This window comes from Sphingobacterium griseoflavum, from assembly GCF_014653155.1.
In the GTDB taxonomy this organism is placed as follows: domain Bacteria; phylum Bacteroidota; class Bacteroidia; order Sphingobacteriales; family Sphingobacteriaceae; genus Sphingobacterium; species Sphingobacterium griseoflavum.
Genome location: NZ_BNAF01000006.1, coordinates 156,361 through 177,370, shown reverse-complemented (window position 1 = coordinate 177,370; position 21,010 = coordinate 156,361). Strand labels below are relative to the sequence as shown.

The 21,010-nt window shown below is 40.0% G+C and carries 20 protein-coding genes and 1 tRNA gene; 15 read left to right on the top strand and 6 right to left on the bottom strand.

All coding sequences use genetic code 11. The features are described from left to right. Positions 1 to 271: 271 nt before the first annotated feature. The 7 genes from IE165_RS09535 to IE165_RS09505 all read left to right on the top strand — a co-directional run bounded on the left by IE165_RS09535 (position 272) and on the right by IE165_RS09505 (position 5,453). A complete protein-coding gene (locus IE165_RS09535; protein WP_229826486.1) occupies positions 272 to 1,021 on the top strand; it encodes a 5'-nucleotidase C-terminal domain-containing protein in 750 nt (249 codons plus the stop codon). Further along, entirely contained in the window at positions 996 to 1,955 is a 960-nt protein-coding gene (locus IE165_RS09530; protein WP_189626383.1) for a bifunctional metallophosphatase/5'-nucleotidase, read from the top strand. The genes IE165_RS09535 and IE165_RS09530 overlap by 26 nt, the downstream gene beginning before the upstream one ends. 12 nt (positions 1,956 to 1,967) lie before the next feature. Next, positions 1,968 to 3,173, top strand: coding sequence for an MFS transporter (locus tag IE165_RS09525; protein WP_189626382.1), 1,206 nt, complete (start codon positions 1,968 to 1,970; stop codon positions 3,171 to 3,173). Positions 3,174 to 3,244: 71 nt separating this feature from the next. Further along, positions 3,245 to 3,856 (top strand): recombination mediator RecR, encoded by a 612-nt coding sequence (recR, locus tag IE165_RS09520; protein ID WP_189626381.1) that lies wholly within the window; start codon positions 3,245 to 3,247, stop codon positions 3,854 to 3,856. A gap of 198 nt (positions 3,857 to 4,054) precedes the next feature. Continuing rightward, positions 4,055 to 4,759, top strand: coding sequence for an LOG family protein (locus IE165_RS09515; RefSeq protein WP_189626380.1), 705 nt, complete (start codon positions 4,055 to 4,057; stop codon positions 4,757 to 4,759). A gap of 144 nt (positions 4,760 to 4,903) precedes the next feature. Next, positions 4,904 to 5,209, top strand: coding sequence for an LPXTG cell wall anchor domain-containing protein (locus tag IE165_RS09510; protein ID WP_189626379.1), 306 nt, complete (start codon positions 4,904 to 4,906; stop codon positions 5,207 to 5,209). Positions 5,210 to 5,380: 171 nt separating this feature from the next. Beyond that, a tRNA-Lys gene (locus IE165_RS09505) sits at positions 5,381 to 5,453 on the top strand. A gap of 839 nt (positions 5,454 to 6,292) precedes the next feature. Here the strand turns inward: IE165_RS09505 and IE165_RS09500 are convergent. The 3 genes from IE165_RS09500 to IE165_RS09490 are packed head-to-tail and all read right to left on the bottom strand — an operon-like array spanning position 6,293 to position 8,125. After that, the gene (locus IE165_RS09500) at positions 6,293 to 7,081 is read right to left on the bottom strand and encodes an RteC domain-containing protein (RefSeq protein ID WP_189626480.1); all 789 of its coding nucleotides are present in this window, start codon (positions 7,079 to 7,081) and stop codon (positions 6,293 to 6,295) included. 2 nt (positions 7,082 to 7,083) lie between these two features. Further along, entirely contained in the window at positions 7,084 to 7,296 is a 213-nt protein-coding gene (locus tag IE165_RS09495) for a hypothetical protein (RefSeq protein WP_189626378.1), read from the bottom strand. Beyond that, the gene (locus tag IE165_RS09490; RefSeq protein WP_189626377.1) at positions 7,286 to 8,125 is read right to left on the bottom strand and encodes a class I SAM-dependent methyltransferase; all 840 of its coding nucleotides are present in this window, start codon (positions 8,123 to 8,125) and stop codon (positions 7,286 to 7,288) included. The genes IE165_RS09495 and IE165_RS09490 overlap by 11 nt, the downstream gene beginning before the upstream one ends. A gap of 1,179 nt (positions 8,126 to 9,304) precedes the next feature. On the opposite strand from IE165_RS09490, the gene IE165_RS09485 reads away from it, so the two are divergent. From IE165_RS09485 to IE165_RS09465, 5 genes are all read left to right on the top strand, one after another. Next, on the top strand, positions 9,305 to 10,354 hold the full coding sequence (locus IE165_RS09485; protein WP_189626376.1) for a hypothetical protein: 1,050 nt from the start codon (positions 9,305 to 9,307) through the stop codon (positions 10,352 to 10,354). 382 nt (positions 10,355 to 10,736) lie between these two features. Further along, positions 10,737 to 11,996, top strand: a complete 1,260-nt coding sequence (locus tag IE165_RS09480; protein ID WP_189626375.1) for an O-antigen ligase family protein — start codon at positions 10,737 to 10,739, stop codon at positions 11,994 to 11,996. Positions 11,997 to 12,345: 349 nt separating this feature from the next. Continuing rightward, a complete protein-coding gene (locus IE165_RS09475; protein WP_189626374.1) occupies positions 12,346 to 12,924 on the top strand; it encodes a Crp/Fnr family transcriptional regulator in 579 nt (192 codons plus the stop codon). Between the two features lie 70 nt (positions 12,925 to 12,994). After that, positions 12,995 to 13,420: a DUF4267 domain-containing protein gene (locus IE165_RS09470; RefSeq protein WP_189626373.1), complete on the top strand. Its 426-nt coding sequence runs from the start codon at positions 12,995 to 12,997 to the stop codon at positions 13,418 to 13,420. A gap of 5 nt (positions 13,421 to 13,425) precedes the next feature. Further along, entirely contained in the window at positions 13,426 to 13,914 is a 489-nt protein-coding gene (locus IE165_RS09465; protein ID WP_189626372.1) for a hypothetical protein, read from the top strand. A 43-nt stretch (positions 13,915 to 13,957) separates the two neighbouring features. Here IE165_RS09465 and IE165_RS09460 read toward each other — a convergent pair whose 3' ends face one another. Further along, the gene (locus IE165_RS09460) at positions 13,958 to 14,614 is read right to left on the bottom strand and encodes a response regulator transcription factor (protein WP_189626371.1); all 657 of its coding nucleotides are present in this window, start codon (positions 14,612 to 14,614) and stop codon (positions 13,958 to 13,960) included. Positions 14,615 to 14,635: 21 nt separating this feature from the next. Further along, the gene (locus tag IE165_RS09455) at positions 14,636 to 15,712 is read right to left on the bottom strand and encodes a sensor histidine kinase (protein WP_189626370.1); all 1,077 of its coding nucleotides are present in this window, start codon (positions 15,710 to 15,712) and stop codon (positions 14,636 to 14,638) included. Positions 15,713 to 16,224: 512 nt separating this feature from the next. Here IE165_RS09455 and IE165_RS09450 point away from each other — a divergent pair. After that, positions 16,225 to 16,722 (top strand): RNA polymerase sigma factor, encoded by a 498-nt coding sequence (locus IE165_RS09450; RefSeq protein WP_189626369.1) that lies wholly within the window; start codon positions 16,225 to 16,227, stop codon positions 16,720 to 16,722. Between the two features lie 254 nt (positions 16,723 to 16,976). Here IE165_RS09450 and IE165_RS09445 read toward each other — a convergent pair whose 3' ends face one another. Then, entirely contained in the window at positions 16,977 to 17,180 is a 204-nt protein-coding gene (locus IE165_RS09445; RefSeq protein ID WP_189626368.1) for a hypothetical protein, read from the bottom strand. A 279-nt stretch (positions 17,181 to 17,459) separates the two neighbouring features. Between IE165_RS09445 and IE165_RS09440 the strand changes: the two genes are divergently transcribed. Next, a complete protein-coding gene (locus IE165_RS09440) occupies positions 17,460 to 19,652 on the top strand; it encodes an ATP-binding protein (protein ID WP_189626367.1) in 2,193 nt (730 codons plus the stop codon). A 175-nt stretch (positions 19,653 to 19,827) separates the two neighbouring features. Next, entirely contained in the window at positions 19,828 to 20,949 is a 1,122-nt protein-coding gene (locus IE165_RS09435; protein WP_189626366.1) for a baeRF3 domain-containing protein, read from the top strand. The last annotated feature ends 61 nt before the right edge of the window (positions 20,950 to 21,010 follow it).

Below are 21,010 nucleotides of genomic sequence, written 5' to 3'. Positions count from 1 at the left end.
GTTAAGAAGTAGATAATGAAAAGATCGACATCCTCTTCCATCCAAGTAGCCTGATGACCATCGTCAAAATTTTGACTACCTTCAAAAACTCGTAACTTCTCAGGCGCGCACATGGGGCATTGTTGCGCGATCCCATACATCCCGAACTTCACTGAGCAAAAGATTGGTCCTGTATACATCAGTAAGCGAAAGGTTATTTTATCAACAATATTTTTGCGTCAAGAAATAATATTTGATTATAGTCCTTACCTTTGATAAAAATTCATAAACTATGAAACGTTTTGTGCGTGGCATGAGCTTACTGGCGCTTACTGCCGTGCTTGCATCCTGCAAGACACAACTGCAGCATACCATCAGTAAGGAGCAATATTATTCTATCGATAGCACATTGCTGGCCGATACCGCAATTGTTAATTACTACCTTCCTTATAAAGGAAAGTTGGAGGCAGAGATGAACCGTGTTATTGGCCATGCCGATGTTGCGCTCACCAAAAGCCGCGATCCGGAGAGTTTGGTGGGTAATTTCTTCGCCGATGCGCTACTGTGGAAAGGACAGCAGCTGGATCCCGCCGTTCAAGTGAGCTTTGCGACAAAAGGCGGCATTCGCTCCGAGCTGAAAGCAGGTGACATCAGCGTAGGCAATATCTTTGAGTTGATGCCTTTTGAAAATGCCGTGACTATCGTGACCCTAAGCGGCAAAGACATGCTACGCTGGGCAGATTTTATGGCAAAAACTTCCGGCCAGCCGGCTAGCGGCATACAGCTCCTTATCGAAGATGGGCAAGTGAAGGAATTTTTGGTGCAAGGCAAGTCTATAGATCCGCATGCTACCTACAAACTTGTGACCTACGACTACCTCGCCAATGGCGGTGATTATGTGACCTTTCTAGACCAAGTAATTGACCGCAAGGATTATACACAACGTGTGCGTGAGACTTTGATGGAATACGTCTCTACATTAACTAAACAAGGAAAACACATTCAAGCAGAAATCGATGGAAGAGTTCGCATTAATAAATAGAAGAGGTTTCTTGAAACAGTCCTTGGTACTAGGTGGCATGGCTACCTTGGCTAATCTACCCAATTTTGCGAAAGCGGCTAACAATGATACGCGATTGACGATATTGCATACGAACGACGTACACAGTCGTATCGAACCCTTCCCAATGGATGGATCGCGCTACCAAGGTCTTGCTGGTGTGGCGCGTCGGAGTTCGCTGATCAAAAAAATTAGGCAGGAGGAGTCGCAAGTTTTGCTGGTGGACTCGGGTGATATGTTTCAAGGAACCCCCTACTTCAACATGTTCGAAGGACGGCTCGAACTGGAGTTGATGTCCAAACTTGGGTATGAAGCCGGAACGTTCGGTAATCATGAATTTGATAATGGCATCCCGGGGCTTGTAAAACATTTGGATAAGGCGAGCTTCCCTTTTCTGACCGCCAATTATGATTTCAAAGGGACCGCATTGGAGGGCAAAACACAGGAATATCTTATCCTTGAAAAAGGCAACTTGCGTATCGGCTTAACCGGTGTAGGTGTTGATATTAATGGTTTAGTCGATCCAAACAACTACCAAGGCATGCGGTACCTTGATCCCATCCCTGTGGTCAATCGCGTGGCAAGGATGCTGAAAGTGGAAAAGAAGTGTGATTTGGTTATCGTGCTATCTCATTTGGGGTATACCTATGACGACGATAAGGTATCTGACCTCCGCTTAGCAGCCAATACGGCCTGTGTAGACCTTATCCTTGGTGGACATACCCACACATTTTTAGAAGAGCCTACACGTGTAAAGAATCTACTCGGCGAAGAGGTTTGGATCAACCAAATGGGTTTTGCGGGCATCAGATTAGGAAGACTGGATGTTGTTTTCAATAAAACCACCCGAAAAAAACGCTTTATCGCACAGCATTACGAAATTGACTATGAATTAGACAAAGGTGTTAATGCATAGGGTATATATCAGATGAAGAAATTAATTACGATATACGGCGATTCCTATCGCGGCTTATCCACAGAAGCTTGGTTGTTGGCGGTAGTGATGTTGATCAATCGGACAGGGTCAATGGTCATACCCTTTCTGGGTATGTACATGTCTTCTGCCTTGCATTTTACCAAGCCACAGGTCGGAATGGTATTAGGGTGCTTTGGTCTCGGATCGGTGTGCGGGTCCTGGTTGGGCGGTTGGCTTACCGATCGGCTGGGAAATTACCGCGTGCAAGCGTATAGCCTGATCTTGACGGTCCCGATCTTCCTGCTGCTTCCCAACTTTAAAACCTTCGAAAGCCTGGCGGGGATGATTTTTCTTTTAACCCTTATCGCCGATACATTCCGCCCGGCAAACTCGGTTTCCGTAGCGCGCTACGCAAAGCCCGAGAACCTCACGAAGGCTTATTCCCTTAACAGAATGGCGGTGAATTTAGGATTTTCCATTGGTCCCGCACTGGCAGGTTTTTTAGCAACTTTTTCTTACGACTGGATATTTTACGGCAATGCAATCGCAGCATTGGCCGCTGCCATAGTTTTTATTATCGTGTTCCGAAATAGGGCACCACGCAATAAAATAGGCCGACTCTTAAAAGGGGCAAGAAATAAAGCTGAAGGTGACCGAAATGCATACCTCGACACACCCTTTATTATTTTCAACGTGTTTTGCTTCCTATTCTCGATGGCCTTCTTTCAATTGCTCAGTACCCTCCCGCTCTTTTATAAAGAAGCTAGAATGATGAGCGAAGGCGAGATAGGCATTTTATTGGGCTTTAGTGGATTTTGTATCGTAGTCTTTGAAATGTTGTTGGTACATGCGGTAGAACATCGCTTCACGCCACGACAGGTGATGATTTACGGTACGGGCATTGCCGGCGTTGCCTATTTGATGTTGAATGTCCCCTACGGCCTACCTTGGCTGTATATTTCCATGTTTATATTGTCCATCGGTGAAATGCTAACACTGCCTTTTACAGCCACAATCAGTGCATCCCGCGCTAGCCTAAAGACCCAAGGCGCCTACATGGGCTTCAATTCTTTGGCTTTTGCTGCTGCAAACATTTTTTCGCCCTATATCGGGACGTATGTGGCAGCACATTATGGTTATGAAATCTTGTGGTTCGGCACGGCGGCGGTACTCCTCTTTGCCAGCGCAGGTTTTGCTTGGATTTTAAAGAAGATGTAAGCAGGTAGCACGATCCGCGGCACGAAAAATAAGGATTTCATTTTTCATATTTTACTTTATAATTTTGCGATATGCAATTTTCTTCAAAATTACTGGAACAGGCGGTGGATGAGTTTGGGCGGCTGCCCGGTGTAGGAAAAAAAACGGCCCTACGTTTAGTCCTCCATTTATTAAAACAGCCCGATGGTGAGGTTTCCCGATTCACTGGATCCATTAACGATTTGAAGGAACATATCCGTTATTGCAGAACCTGCTTTAATATTGCTGACCAAGATACCTGCGAGATCTGCAGCGCATCAAAGCGCGATCATGAAACGATTTGTGTGGTTGAAGATACGCGAGATGTCATGGCTATAGAAAATACCAATCAATACCAGGGCGTTTATCATGTACTTGGCGGTTTGATATCGCCGATGGATGGTGTAGGACCTACGGATTTGAAAATTGATGCGCTCTTAGAGCGCCTACGTACTGGCGAGGTAAAAGAAGTTATCCTAGCCCTTAGCGCGACGATGGAGGGCGATACCACCATCTTTTACCTTTATCGAAAGCTCAAAGATTTTAATGTACAGATCAGTACTATTGCACGTGGAATAGCATTTGGTGGTGAATTGGAATATGTGGATGAATTGACGCTCGGTCGATCTATCGCCACGCGCGTGCCCTATGAACGAAATAACTGAACGTAAAAATTGGACAAAAGAAAGAAAATGTGTTTGCCCATAACAACTTATTCTATCTCAACGCTTTTGTGATAGATGCCTACCTATCGCTATGCCTGTAGTTTCTCTTCCATCTTTTAACCGTCGTACAGCAGCTATTGGCTTAACTTTTTTACCCAAAAAATTACTATCTTGGACCTGTTAACAATATAAACATATATGGCGAAAGAGGATAGAATTAGAAGTTCGTTTGCTAACAAGACATGGCAAGAAATAAAGGTTAAAGACTCTTGGCAAATTTTTAAAATCATGTCAGAATTTGTTGATGGATTTGAAAAATTAGCGAAGATAGGACCTTGCGTTTCGATATTTGGATCGGCACGCACCAAATCAGATCATAAATATTATGAAATGACCGTTGAAATCAGCCGATTGCTGGCGGAAAAGGGATATGGGGTTATATCAGGAGGCGGTCCTGGTATTATGGAAGCCGCCAACAAAGGAGCTTACGAAGCCGGGGGTAAATCTGTTGGATTGAATATCGAGTTACCGTTTGAGCAATTTCATAATAAGTATATCGATAGGGACAAGCTGTTGGAATTTAATTATTTCTTTGTCAGGAAGGTCATGTTCATGAAGTACTCGCAGGGGTACATCGTCATGCCAGGCGGTTTTGGTACCATGGACGAGCTTTTCGAATCCATTACGTTGATTCAAACAGGAAAAATTGCGCGTTTTCCTATCGTACTAGTCGGAATAGAATATTGGAAAGGTCTTTTCGATTGGATAGAAAACACGATGCTTGGCAATGCGTATATCTCGGAGGAAGATCTGAAACTTTACCGCTTGGTCGATACGGCGGAAGAAGCCGTAGAACATATCTTCCGCTTCTACGATAAGTATTTGCTAAAACCTAATTTTTAAAGGATTATCGGCATTCGTGCACATGCTCCATTAGATTTTGCTTCGTAACATGTCAAAATTAAATCAGGAAGCTCAAAATAGATAGCACAAAAAAAATGCATCTATTTTTATTTAGCAAATTTCATTCCCCTTTCAAACTCGTTTATGAAACCAAGAAGTATTGTATTTGGAATAATAACTGCCTTCGTTGCCCTAATATTATTTAATAACAGGGAGGAAGCTAGTTTTTGGTTCTTTGGTGAGGTTCGCACATCGAAGTTATTAATCTTAGGTGCTTTTTTTGTCATCGGTATGCTTACGGGTGGGATATTATTCAGACGTCGTCGGAAGCGAATAGAGGCAGCACCTATGCCAGCAAACGAGGATGCTCCGGAAGAGGACAGGTATCGGTCGCCTTATTCAAATTTATCACCAGAAGACCGTCGTTTTTTAGGTAAGGAGGATGAATAAAAAAGCGATCCATTTAGAAGGTAGCGCGGCCTAATAGTTCTTCAAAAGGATTCATTTGGAAGTAGGAATACGCCGGTCATCAAGATAAAGACCGTGAAAATTTGCAAGATTCGATAAATTACGTACCTTTGCGTCACTTTAACCAACGATTTCATCGTTGGCGATAAAGAAGATTCCGTAGCTCAGCTGGTAGAGCAATACACTTTTAATGTATGGGTCCTGGGTTCGAATCCCAGCGGGATCACCTCTTGGGACAAATCTGAAAACAACAGATTTGTCCCTTTTTTATTAACCTATAATTTACTGGTATTCTGATAGATATACGTTAACACTGGATTTATCTTCGGGGTTCGATGTTGTGTATCGCAAAATGACAGAAATTTAGGAAACATCGAACCCTCCAGTACTTATTTTAATACAAAACTATTGTTTTTCAGCTAATTACACTATTTCATTTAAAAGTAGTTATGCTATTCGTTTCATTTTCACGGGCAAAGGTAAATCAGTGTTTTTACGCTTTACAAGGTCGATCCTTCAGTTTGCTAAAAAATCTCCAACCTGCGGATAGTATTTTTCAGTCAAAACCTTGTATCAGCTAAACACTGACCTTTTTAGCCCATGAAACGAAACATAGCATACTCCGACCTTTGAACGAATAAATGGTAGTGATAGAGAAACAAAACAGCACCTCCTCTCATTACCGAATAAATAAAGAAATTAATTAGGTCAGGTTGATATATCGAAAGCTGTCACGCCTTCCTGCAATCCTGCTATCTATCAAGGCAGTTGTATGGCTTGAACACAAGTAAGCTCGACTGACAGCCATCTCAAAGACTAAGAAAATTTCCTGTTCATCAGAACATAGCAAGTTATGTTTTGAGATGCTCGAAATAAATTCTGCATCTCAAAATGTTCACCTGAACATAGCAAGTTGTGTTTTGAGGCACTCGAAATTCATTCTGTGCCTCAAAACTACTTGCCTTTACAGGTAATAATTACACCCTCCGAAGTCGGTCTCATAACTATTTTAGAATCTATCAAATTTTACTTTTCGTCCTGCTCGTCCATTCGCCGTATAAGTTCCTACCTAAGCGCATCAAGGAATTTGGTACGGTTCATCTTCCGGTTTCTCAACTCCAAATAAGTCTGATAGAAATTGCCCAAGTCAATGACAAAGGCACTTTCAAAATATTGGGCTACTTCCCTTATATCATTGTTCCCGTTGTCAAACACACTTTGGTAGTGCAGGGCATAAATCAATTCTATCAATGCCACCTTGCTACCCGTCCATTTCAGCCTCTTTTGGGTTTTTGATTTATTTTTTTGGAATTTTTGATATAACTGGTCTTCGATGTAAACCTGTATCAAATCGTTGGCTATTATCTTGGCGACCTTGTAATCATGTGAAGTAGAAAAGCTGTGGTCAGACTGGAAATAATAAGTGTCCAACCATAGCTTTATATCATGCTTGCCCCGAACGAAGTATTTCTCGTCAAGGAATGAATTATTGCTACGGTAATATTTGTAAAAATCGAGGTTGTTGTCAAAGAACCTCTTTATCTTTTTGAGTTCTTTGTTGAGGTATTTCCGTATGGGCTTTGCACCATAGGGTTTCTTTGTCTCGATTTTGTAAATGGCGTTGTAATAGATGAGTTTAGCAACGATAACAGGTTTTTGATGTTTGAAAAAGCGGATTTCCTCATCAGCGTTCTTAAAGCCTCTTTTTAGCACATATTCCTTTAATCCCGACAAGCATTCTACAATAAGATGTATAACGGTTTCTATTTGCTTTAAAGGGCAATCAACTTCAACCTTCAATTCGTTGATTGCCGTTTCCAGTTTAGACAGTTTTTCATTGTAAAATTTAGCCATCATTATCTGCTGTTATTTTTCTTTCTTACCCTTTTCATTAGACTGTAATTACAAGCTCTGTTTTCTGCATATTCAATTTTATGTTCAGATAGAAGCTGTACAATTATTTCGTTTGTTTCATCTTCGTTAAGTCCTAATTTTTCTCCGAGGTCAATTTCATTGAGTTGACCATTATTTTCTATTAATGCTTTGTAATATTTTTCTTTATTTTCCATAATTACATTTTTTTTGCACAGCTATCATCATGTGTGGACTAAAGGATAAAAGATAGCTATCGTTTTCAGTAACTTGAATAAGTTCCATTAATGTTCTTCGTTTTTTGTTATTCAGCATATTGGCAAAGTATTCTTTATCCAGCCATGCCATACCTTCAACCGCATAAGTATTTAGATAGGTTAAGTCTTGATTTATAAATTCATCTTTTAGCTGTTCGGGATTATGATAAAATGCTTCAGCTAAAAGCCAAGGGAAATCATGAGGTGGATTATGTATACCCCTTATTAATTCTTCTTTGCACATTTCAAAAAATGGTTTTTTGTGAATTAGGCCGTTTAAAAGACCAACCAATGTTGATGCAGTATAGTTAATGGCAAACCCCAAAATAATTCCATTATTTTTTAAAATACGTTTAGCTTCGCAAATGGCTAAATCTCTATCCTCTTTTTTTTGAAGATGATAAAGAGGGCCGTGCAGTATTATTAGGTCTGCATAATTATTTGGAAATTCCAATTTTCGAGCTTCTCCTAAGTGTACAGAAAATCTTTTCTTCAATCTATTCGCTCTGTTTTGGGCTATTTTTATATGTTTTGCAACTGGCTCTACCAAATGAACTTGATGTCCTTTTTTAGCAAGCCATTCCGAATACTTTCCCGTACCGCCACCAATGTCTATTATTTTTGAAGATGAAGTTGGTATATATTTTTCTATGAGTGATTTAATTCTTTCAAACTCAAATACACCCATTCCCTTGTCAAGTCGAGTTTCTTCGGATGCTCTATTGTAAAATAGCTCTATATCTCTACTTATTAACTGTTTACTATTCATTTTTATTCATTGTGTCACCACATTTTGAAATGTTGAATACACCGCAAAAGTGATCATGCAATCGATTTGATAATCGTTTGTTTTGTTTAAGATTAAGATTAAGAAATAAGTCGATAGGATTATCTGTGCATTAGAAATCAAAAGATTTCAATGCATTAATCACTCTGTTTTTAGAGGTGTCTTTCGAGTAAGACCAGATAATATGTTAGATATAGTATAACAGACCACAAAGATAGAAAATTTGGATTAATGTTTAACGGTGAATTGGCACTAATTCACTCCTGTTGTATCAAATGCTGTAAATCGGGGTTATTCTTTATCCTCTCCATCTCGCTTTCTACAAATATATGCATAACGTCCGCTTTGACCTGCCTGTAATTGGCTTCAAAACATCTAATCTCAAAGTAAAGAGTTCGAGTTTTGCACCTGTGGGTTCACAAAAAAGCTCAATCGAAAGATTGGGCTTTTTTTGTGCCTCGATGGAGTTCGAACAGAGGGCTGGGATGGGTTCGAACATCGCGAAGCACTTTGCCGCCTTGCGTACGGGGTGGAGCGACGCAAAATATCCCAGCGGGATCACAAATCCGGCACCTGAGTTTGTCAAGTGTTCGATATTTTTTGCTATTCAGGTAAGGACTAGATCTTTTGATTTAGTACATAAACTATCGGCCTAGACATCAAATGCTAAACCGCGTTTTCTGTAATCCTCCTCACACTTAAGCTCGCATAATACGCACTATCCTTGCGAGAATATAATCTTATAAAAGAAAACATACTCGCTATTAATTCAATAAAAATTCACTATTTATCGTTATTTGAAACTTGATGATATTTTTAATTTACTTTTTTTTAATTTAAAAGTTAAAAATTTCGTACATTTGATAGTGCGATTATGAGAATGCTTCATTGATGGAAATTAGGTTTTAAACACAATAATTTTTTAGGCCTTTGGAAATTGATACGATATAAACTGATAAGAATAAAAACAACCAGATGTAAGATTTTAGATTAAACATATCCCGATCATGATTTGTATTATCAATTGTAAAATATATAGTATACGACAACCACCCTAGCGGTACTGTCATTACTAACGATACTCCTTATAGCAAAACAAATAAAGGAGAAACGTATTATAGGAGATCAATTTTTTACATCGCACGCATTAATTATTAAGTTATGAATTTTATTATTTTTCCCAATAAAGGCTTCAAAATCAATTTTTTCCTTTTCGGTATTTTTTTCGCTATGATATTATTGACCTTGTCATGCTCCCAAACGGGCGATTATCAGTTAGAGACATTCGATTCAAACTCAAAAGCCCTTAAAGAACCTGGTGAAGCTCCAATAGCGTTAAAAGAATTTTATCAAGGGGCTTTTACATCATGGCAAGATCAATTGGAATTTGCCAAAAATGAAGGAGGGGCCTTTGGTATTCTTCACGCCAACGGTTTAAGACTTATCGATTACAGCATCTCAAAAAATGATTTGGAGTGGTTAACGAATATTAAGATTTCTGAAAACGACTTCTCCCCGATTACGGTGGTTGACACTGCTATTGTGGGGAATTTTACAATAGAAAAAATAGGATCAAGAAAAGAGATTGCTATATTAAAAAACCTGCGTAAAAGTGAAATTTTGAATTCCGTTTCATTTGATAATACACTAAAACTGATAGAAATAAATTGGCTACATCAAGGCAAGTTCTATAAAAGTAATTGTGTAGTTTCTGACGCAATAGGAGCTGTTATATACGATGATTTCTTGTCAAACATTAGTTTCACCACCAGCATATCAAGAAATGAAGGTCATCTGGCATCATTTTCAGCTACTGCAAAGAACTCCGAGAATTCAGGTGACGGAACGCTGTCTTATTATTTCAGCAAATCAATTACTAAGCGAACTTGGACCAATAGTATTGGGGCGCAAGCAACAGCGACACTAACTGTATATGGAACAAAAAATGCGCAAGGTAAGAAATCTATGACCACATATTCATCCCGCAACTACGAAACTGCAAACGCGGGCTATAGAGCCGTTGCAGCTACGAGTATTGGTAGTTTTACACCGGGCATAAATGGGCACTGCGCATTTGGTTACGCTATTGGAGTAAGCGATGGAGCAACTATGACGTTGAACGGTAGCGGAACGGGTATTAGCATATCAGTGCCAGGAGGTGCGCTTGGACAAAGCGGAAGCGAATACCTAACAACCGGTTCCTTAAACTAATTAGATAAAGGCTGACTATTTTAGACAGCCTTTTTACATCTAAGGTGGATGTTGAAATAATAAAACAATGTTCCAGAAAACTCATTATATAAATTTCGCTCATGTGATGATTTATGCGGTCGTAAATTTTCTCATCTTTTCTGCTTGTATTTGTGCATTATTGATGCCTACTTTAGCTATAATAGATGGCGACATTTACTCTAAACATTTGTTTTCGCAATTTTTCTTCACTTTATTCGTGCCAATTTACTTACTTTGCAGAATTTATGGTTTCAGTGGAGGTAAGTTTTATTTTTTTGAAATCATAACTTTATGTGGTATTGCTTTAGCATTTTCTACGATGTTTCAATTCTTCTCTAATATAGGGTCAAACGAACGTTATATGATTAGAGGAAATTTTGATAACACCGCTGGTCTAGCATCTTCTCTTTGCATATGTTATTCTATTTTGCTGGGAAAATCTAGACAAGATTTGAATAAAATTATTTTAATCGTACTTATATTAATTTTAATAGCAGTATTATTAACACGGTCGAGAACAGCTATAATTACGACCGTTGTAGTATCGATACATGTCTATAGAAGATTTATTCCTTTTAAAAAAATTTTCATCGCATCGTTAATTCTTTTAGGATCTCTTTTTTTCATTAACATAAACTCGGGGTTAGGTAGATTGTTTGTTTGGAAGTGTTCTGTTGACATGATAATAGATAGTCCAATTTTTGGGCACGGTTTAAATGGATTTTCAAAAAAATACATGTACTTTCAAAGAAATTATTTTGAAGGCCATTCCGACAGCATTTTTAAGGATTTAGCAGACAATGTCAAAATGCCATTCAATGAAATATTGAATTTGTTGATTAGTTTCGGCTTTGCAGGAACACTTTTCATCATCATTTTGTTATATTTGATATTGCGTGATATCGATCGAGGATCACTTTTATTTAAATGTCTAGCACTTGCAACTTTTTCTATCATTTGTTTTGGTATGTTTTCATACCCTTCTCGGTATCCATTTTCATGGCTGATCTTGATAATGACAATCTTGGAGTCAGTTTTTTTTGAACGATTGTTTCAAGCGGCGTTTCGGTTCCGGGGCATTCTTTTTGGCGTAAAAGCGTCTGTATTCGTACTCACCATCTTCGCTGTTTATTTACAAGTTAAAAGAATAAGGGTAGAAATGGAATGGTTTCAACTAAATGATATAGCTGGAAAAGCACTAAACTCTTTTATAGAAAAAAAATACGATCGACTATACGTTATCAAGAAAAATGACAATACTTTTTTGTACAACTATTCCGTTATTTTAAATAAGATAGGAAATTACGAAAAAAGCAAATCGATTTGTTTGTCACTTCGGCATAAATTAGGTGATTACGAACTTGAGATATTAACCGCATACAACTTTTTGATGTTGCGAGAATACGGAATTGCTGAGAAGATTTATCTGTCGGCAAGCAATATGTGTCCTAATAGGTTCGTACCTCTTTATGGCCTTTTCCATGTCTATTACCAACGAGGGGACTATGATTGTGCGAAAGAAATCGCCAATAAAATTGTATTGAAGAAAATAAAAATTAATTCTAGAACTGTGCAGGAGATTATAACTGAAATGAAGACCTATCTAAAGGCAGGTTCATAAGCACATTTCCGAATCGATCATTACATTCACCTTCCTACAACAACCACCTTCTTTTTTTTCAATTATTGGAAGAAAGAATTTGGGAAATGTTGTTTTTTGACTCTAACCAACATCTGTAAAAGATTGCGTTAAAGATATCCACTGAAAAGTCGATTGGAAGGATTCTAGATCTTTGTTACTAACGGGTAGCCTATTGTAAGTACCCCATTTTTCCGACAGCTGGGATTGGACTTTTCTAATTATGGCAACACGGTAAATCTTGCGAAAGTTAAAACCATCTAAACCAAAATTTAACTAACTTCAAACTGTTTATAACAAATTTGGTTTATCTTTTCGGGTTAGGCGTATCATGGCAGAGAAACTCATCGCACAAATCAGGTCGGTTGTCGAATTGACGCCAAAAGAAGTCAATGAAATAAGTTGTTTATGGAAAAAGAAATATTTGAAAAAAGGAGATTTCTTTTTGGCAGATGGCCAGATCTGTAAACACGTCGGCTTTATCCTCAAAGGGCTTGTTCGCTACTACGTGAATCAAGATGGCAATGACAGAATCTATGCGTTCGGTAAAGAGGATGACTTTGTCTGCAACAACGAAAGTTTTATACCCCAAACGCCATCGACTAAAATTATCCAGGCATTAGAAGATTGTGAGATTTTGCAAATCTCTTATACGGATTTACAGATACTATATCGAACCGTTAGGTGCGGGGAAAGATTTGGCAGACTTACCATCGAGCAAGTTTTCATACAAACGTTAAGAGACCTTAGTTCGATGTATACCGAAAGTCCTGCCTTTCGATATGAGAAATTCATAAAGGAATATCCAGACTTGCAGCAGCGGCTGCCGCAATACCAGATAGCCTCTTATTTAGGTGTGAAGCCGCAATCACTCAGCCGTATTCGACGACGCGTTTTGCATGCCAAGTGATTTAGTAACTTGGGTGCATGAATCCGGCGTTAGATCCGCATAGCTTTGTGGTTTAAATCAACATACGATTATGACAAAGCATATCGCCATCGCAATGGCTTACCTAATGGGTTTCGGTTTAATCTTCATAGGTGGAAGATTTTTAATAGCTCCTGAACTTGCGGAAGCGGGTTATGGTCTACGTTTCGATGAGCAATACGACTATTCATTTCATTATATGAAAGGCATACGTGATTTGCTGTCGGGTCTACTTATCTGCATATTAGCATGGAGCAAACAAACGAAAGCTTTGTCGATATCTTTATTGATATCTCCTATTGTTCCATTTGTCGATACCATCATCGTTTTGGAGAAAAAGTATACCGTGGTTACCCAAGCTATTCCTCACGTTTTTGCCATCATCATAAGTATTGCTGTTGCGCTGGCTTTATTACTACAAAACAAATCTTCGACCGAATCGATCCAAAACCACGAAAGTTTACGAGGAAAAAACTAATACTGATGAAACAAAAAAAGACCTCCCTCCTTATACATAGCCTACTTTATGCGATAGGCTGGGGAGTATTCGCTATTTTTCTCCTACCATTAGGCTCGCCTTATCGGGGACTCTCTCCATGTGATGCCACGCCAAGTCAGAGCCTTTTAACGGTGGGCATTCTTTTGATCTGCTACCTCGCCCTTTTTGGCAGTTGGCTATACCAGATCGGAAGCATTATGGGTGTTCGGAAAGGATACATGGTTCCTTGGATCGCTGCCTCTCTTATTCTTCCCTATTTTATTTCCGGCGGAATAGGTGTATTGCTATATGAAGAGATAACACGCATAGCTTTCACCTCATGGGGACTTTTTCCCTGGTTTTATACATATGGCTGCTACCAAGATGTTGAGGTAAAAGAAAGCAGTATATTTTTATTGACAGCAATTCTGCTTTTACCCCTATCCTACCAAGCTTTGAAAAGTTCTATGATTCAACAGAAGAATAATGCATAAAAAAGGCGTTCTAGATGCAGAACGCCTTTTTTCGAAGCCTTTACTACTTGATCAATCCTGTCTTTACGGCGAGCTTAATCAATGCTGCCGAATTCTTGACGCCTGTCTTATCGATCAAGTTTTGTCGATGCCCCTCAACGGTTCTCTTGCTCAAAAACAATTGATCAGCAATTTCCACATTGGTATACCCCTCACTTATCAGCTGGAGGACTTCTAGCTCTCTATCGGAAATATCCATTTCCGACATGAGATCCTCGATATTGGCGGCCGCAGCCGGCGCGTCGCTCAACTTATCGACAAGCATCATTGCAAGCTCTTCACAAAGGTAGCGTCCTCCGATATGTATGTGCTGAATGGCGAACAGCAACTCGTCGTAACCTACATTTTTTACAAGGTAGCCACGAGCGCCCTTATCGAACGCTTGAAACACATGTTGGCTACTGTTCATCATCGAAAGGATAATGACCTTGATTCCGGGATGATCACGCTTCAAGCGTTCTACCAGCTGCAGTCCGTCCATCCCACTCATACTAATATCGGAAAGCACGATGTCCGGCTGCAGCCCTTCGTCGAGCAGCGCCAATACCTCTTCTCCGTTATTTGCTTCGCCGATGACAGTGAGGTCGTCCTGAGAATCGATCAATAGCTTTATTCCGTTTCGGACGACTAGATGATCTTCCGCAAGAATAATGTTTATCATATATGTATACCGCTTAAAATGTTATATGTATAATTTTATTTGTATTCTGCTTCCTTTGCGCGAACTGGTCATATCCATCGTGCCTGCGTAAAGTGCGATGCGATTGCGTATGTTGCGCAACCCCGTTCCCAACTGCAGGGCAGCATTGACGTCGCTGCTAAAGCCCGTGCCGTTGTCCTCTACAGTAACTACAATGGTCTTTGCGGACACCTTCACCAACAGATTGATCCGGCTTGCCCGGCTGTGTCGAAGCGAATTGTGGAACAATTCCTGCACTACGCGGTACACACAAAACTGAATTTCGCGACGTTCGTCCCCTATTGCCTGATCTATCTTTACGAAAAATCGAACATCAGGCCTAGTCAAGCGAAATATCATATCATCAACGGCTTTCTGAAGGCCCATGTCCCGAAGCACTGCCGGCAACAAATCGTTGGAAATATTTTGAACCTTAAATATCGTATCGTTCAGCATCTTTTTGATCGGCATAATCTGCTCTTCGTGGCCATGGTCCATGATATAACGTTGCAGATTTATCCGAATGGCATACAGCTCTTGCGCTATACTATCATGCAAACTTTTTCCAATAAATTCACGCTCAGCTTCTTGTGTCTCGATAATTGCCCGATAGAATGCTTCATTTTCCTCTTTCGATGCACTGAGCGGATTAAATTCATTCTTCAAGAACAACATTACAAATAAATCCCGTCCATCCCATGTTGCCGCAATCTTTTTGAGATATATTGTTACAAAGCGGAAGATTTTCTTTGCACATTTCACCTTAACCATGCGGAGGGGCTCCTGAAATTGCTCGACTGCCGTCTCCAAAAACGCGCGTAGCCTATCGTGCTCCTCATCGAGCATAAAATCGAAAACAGTTTTATGGTGGATGGACGAAGGCTCCAAACATAGTAATTCGGAAAGTTTTTTGTTGAAATGGAGAGCTCTTGCATTCTGATCCACAAACATATATCCGAAAGGCCCATCGTTAAATGCGTTGTAAAAGACAAGCAGGTCATTATACTGCTCGCCTGAAGGGCCATCAGGAAACGATGGAGAATAAGACATATCTTTGGTATTCGTATTTGTTATCGTCATTTTATAAATCACCGCTTAGGCTTACCATGTGGCGAAGTCAATACTCACCATCATATGCTGTTCTTCAAGTGCAAAAATCAAACCTATAAACTAAGGAAAAATACCCGAATAATATCGGCACCACTACGTAAAAATACCTATAAAGATCGAGCATTTAAAATTGACATATTTTTGCATGAGCGACAAACTTTTTAAAAAGATAAACGTCCTACATAGCGGGCTTCTTGCTAGCCGATACCATACTGCTGAAAAAACTTATTGAAAAAAAATAAACACCTAAAATTGTATTGGAGAATTTTTTCGAAAAGAACGTTTTTATCCGTCCCCTTATACTAAAAAAAGACGTCTATTGTTGAAAATATTCGGCTTAGCGTATTTATCCAAGGTGACAAGTGTTTGTCGCAAAGTGTGTTCATATAAGCAGATAAATCAATTTCCGAAACTTTTTTTGCACCAAATTTGTACTTCATGTCTCAAATGTATTTATTGTTTAACAACTAAAGACTGGAAATATGAGAGCTGAACTACTGAACACCACAATCGAACAAAACCAACCACTTTTGAAGCGGATAGCAACAAAATTTACGCAAGATCCTTACGAAATCGAGGAATTGGTGCAAGAAACGTTCATCAGATCACTATCTTCTTTAGATCGATTCGTGAACCATCCGAAGTTGGTAGCATGGCTCTTTGTGATTATGCGGAACGTTTACATCAATAACTACCGGAAGATAACAAAGTATCGAACCATTGAGAGTGAATTGACCCACACGTCTCACTTCGAACAATTGTCGAGCAACCAAAGCGAGTCGAAATTTGTGCTTAACGACATACAAAACGCAATTAAGAATCTTCCGCAAGATAATTATATTGCATTTACCATGTTTATGGAAGGCTATAAATATCAAGAGATAGCCGACCACCTTCAAATCGCTGAAGGAACAGTAAAAACGAGGATCCACATGGCACGAAAAATTTTAAAGAAGAATTTGAAGGTGTACAGAAAATAAATCGTCGCATACTCACTCCATTAAATACTAAAAAAGAGCGTTTTGATACGCTTTTTTTTTGAAAACTCCCGCTTAAAAATGTTAAAGTTGTCCAGGTCAGGAGATGTTATTGAAAAGCAGTACCCCTGTCTTTGTATAGGATTGGCCCATCCACTAAGGCCAAGTAAGGGGGATACACACTTTGTAATTTCGCAAAGCAGGTGACATACCGTGTACATCACCTGCTTTATAATTAATGCATAAAATCTTTACGCTTAGTTCATAGGTGGCGTTGGCATGGGTTGACCGAGCGTATCCGTGCTATCGCGTCTTATTGTGTCCATTGGCGGCACACCTTCTACTCCATCCGTCATCATCGTGTCGGCGGTATCAACATCATTGTTATGTGAAGGGTTTCCACAGGCGAATAAAAAGCCGAAAAGGCCGAGCATCATAGCATTTACAATTAACTTTTTCATATCAAATTTATTATTGTTTTAAGTTTTTTTATCTTTTAACATTATTCACGAGCTCTTTCAATTTCCCATGAAATTCTACCTTAGGACAATCGATTTTAAATTTCGTTCATTTTAGTGGAAGATAGCGTATAAATCACGCCGTGCTCACCGTATTTGCACTAGACATATTAAAGCGCTGCAAAATACTTAATGAAAGAAAAAAAACATCATCGATAAATAAATGTATTTTTTTCCTGAAAAGAATTATGTTTTGTATTTTAGAAAAAAATCTAAATAAATATGCATATCAACCAGCTGCGGTGTGAAGATGAAGCTATCCAATTCTGTGGTCAGATTCAGGAATACGGCTTTCTGATTGTGGCCGATCGCAAAAGGTTGATAGTGGCGGCAAGCGAGAACTGTTCACATTGGATGGATTTGACATCCACCGGCATCCTAAAAACCTCTGTCAACCAGCTAATCAACAACATTTTACCTATGTCCGTGATGGCTATTGAGGCGTCCATCACATCGGTCTATGGTCAGCCAGTGGACAAACGATTTGTGCATGAAATTAGCCTCGGCACCTCGGATTTTTATCTCAGTATTTACGGCGATTGTGACCACCTGTACCTGGAGTTTGAAAAAAGACAGTCAACTGCTATATCATCGCTTATCCAAATCCAATCCTATGTACAGCAAATAGAACAAACAAGTGCCATATGGGATATCCTATGCCAATGTATATCAAACGTAATCGGTTTTGATCGGGTAATGACCTATCGATTTAAGGAAGATAACAGTGGACATGTCGTTGCAGAGAAGGTTAAACCCGGTCTAACAAGCTATTTAGGGCTTCACTACCCGGAGTTTGATATCCCGCGACAGGCTCGCGATTTGTATTTGACGCAACTCACTCGCCATACATCAGATATTCATAGCCCAACCTATCCCATACATGCGCTGCAGGATGAACCAATAGATCTATCAGCAAGCGCATTACGCGCCCTATCTCCTATCCATCTGCAGTACCTTGAGCATGCTGGCGTACGCGCTAGCATTAGTTTTTCTATCGTTGCACATGGTAAATTATGGGGATTGGTGACCTGCCAGCATCAGTCGGCCAAGGCAATTGATCTATCTCAACGCCAATTGGCCATGTTGCTAACGAAGTATGCTGTGAGCCGATATTTGATCATGGAGAAGGAAAATGATTTATATATAGGGAAACAGGTCAAAGAATTTGAGCTGGCTTTGAAGGAAAAGTTACTATTAGGAAGCAGTATGCCGGAACTGATGCCAGACATTGCCGAACAATTGTGCAAGTTTACGCGTGCAGACGGTTTTGCCATGGTGAATAAGGGTGAGACATTTGTATTTGGCTCTTCGCCAACAGTTACACAGGTCCGTCAAATACATGCGTTTATTAATAAAAAGTCCGAAAAGTCCTTTTATAAGCGTGAAGACTTCCGCAAGAAATTTGGACTAACGCTGGGCGTGACGGATGCTGACTTTGCTGGGGTGGTGAAAATGGACATGGACTCTTCCAGAACGTATAGCTTGCTTTGGTTCAGACGTGAACAGGCCATAGAAAGGCTGTGGGCCGGTAAGCCCGAAAAGGTTATGGCCTACGATCAGGAGAACCAAGTTTTCGTTCCATCGCCGAGATCGTCCTTCGATGCCTGGAAGGAGATGGTGAACGGAATTGCCCCTTCGTGGAGCAAATCGGATATTTATTTTATGAAACGTGTAAGAAAGCTGATCCGGGAAAGCCTTTTACGTAAATCGCAAGAGATCCACACCTTAAATCAGGAACTCATTCAATTAAATAACGCATTAGACACCTATGCATACACCGTAAGTCACGATCTAAAAAACCCCTTGTCTGTCATCAAATTATCGGTGCAGATGTTACAGAGCAAAAAAGGTCTTTCTTCCGAACTATTAGGCAGGTTAACGGACAATATGAAGGATGCCAGCGAATTGATGGAGGATATGCTCGATAAAATATATGAATGCTCAAAAGTAAAACAATTCCGTTACGAACCTACAGTCATACAAACCGAGCAATTAATTCCGCAGATCGTGGCGCACTGTCAGACATTATACACCGCGCAGCACTGTCAGTTCACTATCGGCGAGCTGCATCCGATACACGGAGAACCGACATTGATTTACCAGCTTTTTTCTAATGTGATCAGTAATGCTATTAAATACAGCAGTAAGCAAGCCGATGCCAGTGTCCATATATTTAGCGTGCAAACAAATGGTAAAGTGCGCTATACAATTGAAGACAACGGTATAGGAATACCTCAGGATGAACTCAAACATGTTTTTGATATGTTCAAAAGAATGTCGAACTCCAGCAATTTTGATGGTTCTGGCGTAGGCTTAGCGATCGTTAAACGCATCGTCGAACGGTTGGGTGCCCAGGTTGATGTAGAAAGTGAAATCGGAAAGGGTACGATCTTTCATTTGTATTTTCCAAATTAATTTTTTACGCTCAACAGGCAACAGCGCTCAATCGGTCGATAAAGCGATAGCGATGCCGAGCTTGTTAGTGATCGGTAGATCATACAGAGAAAGTCGTACAGCGGGTATATTTGAACCATTACGCTACTCATGTGTTCATTGGTAAAGTAACGTTTCATTAAAAAAACAGATATTTATGAAGACATTAGATGCCGAATTACTGAACGCCCTGACTACAAGCGATGCAGCACCTTGTTTAAGCATTTATCTTCCGTTGCATAGCAGTGTTGCAGATAGCAACCTTGATGCTTTAGCGTTAAAAAATAGCATCAAGGAGATCCGTTCGAAAACTGATGGAGCACATGAGCCTATTTTAGATGGTTTACTGCATCCCGTCGAGTCGTTACTGAATAGTAAGGAATTTGTTCGCGAAGGAGACGGCACGTTGGCAATTTTTTCATCGGAAAAGCTATTTGAAACCATTTTTTTGCCTATTTCCATACCGAACGTATGCTATATGGATGCGTGCTTTTATGTTTTACCCTTGTTTGAATTCGCAAAGCAAAACAGAACATTTCAGGTACTGGCCCTCGGGAAAAATCACGTAAAGCTGTTCGAAGGAAATCGATACCACTTCGAGGAGATAGCGTTGGATACCGATATCCCCACCACGATGAAGGCAGCACTGGGACACGATTTGACAGATAACCACCTGCATGCCGCAGCCGGAGGATCAGCGGCAATACACGGTTATATGGAAATTACGGAGGAGCGTGAGACGGATAACACGCGGTTTTTTAGGCGTATTGACCAAGAGATCAAGGAGCGCTACAGCAAACAGTATAAACTACCCCTATACCTAGCTTCTTTGCCCGAAAACCAAAGCTTATTTCAATCGCTTAGTAGAAACGAGTGTCTACAGAAGGAGTATTTATCATTGAATGCGGAACATACCGATAAAACGCGTTTGCATCAATCCGCGCTAGATTTGATTGACCGACAGCGACAGCTTGCGTTGGACAATGACGTAGAACGCCTCGCCCGGGCAAAAGCTGAAAGCCTCGCATCGGAAGATGTGGTGGATATAGCGCAACATGCGCTGGATAGTCGCATCGCGTCCTTATTCGTAACGGAAGGATTGAACTTGGCCGGCACAATTTCTTTGGAAAATCGCCAAATTAATCCTGATGATTCAAGTCTTGCAGATATTATCAACCGTATCGCGCTAATTGCCTATAGAAATGGCGGTCAAGTACATACGTTGCCGCAAAACAACGACGTTTTATCTACAGGTATCGCATCGTTAAATCGATTTTGAAAATATAATAGCCAATAAGGGGCTGATCTGTTTCGATATGCTGAAAAATCAAGCCAACCTT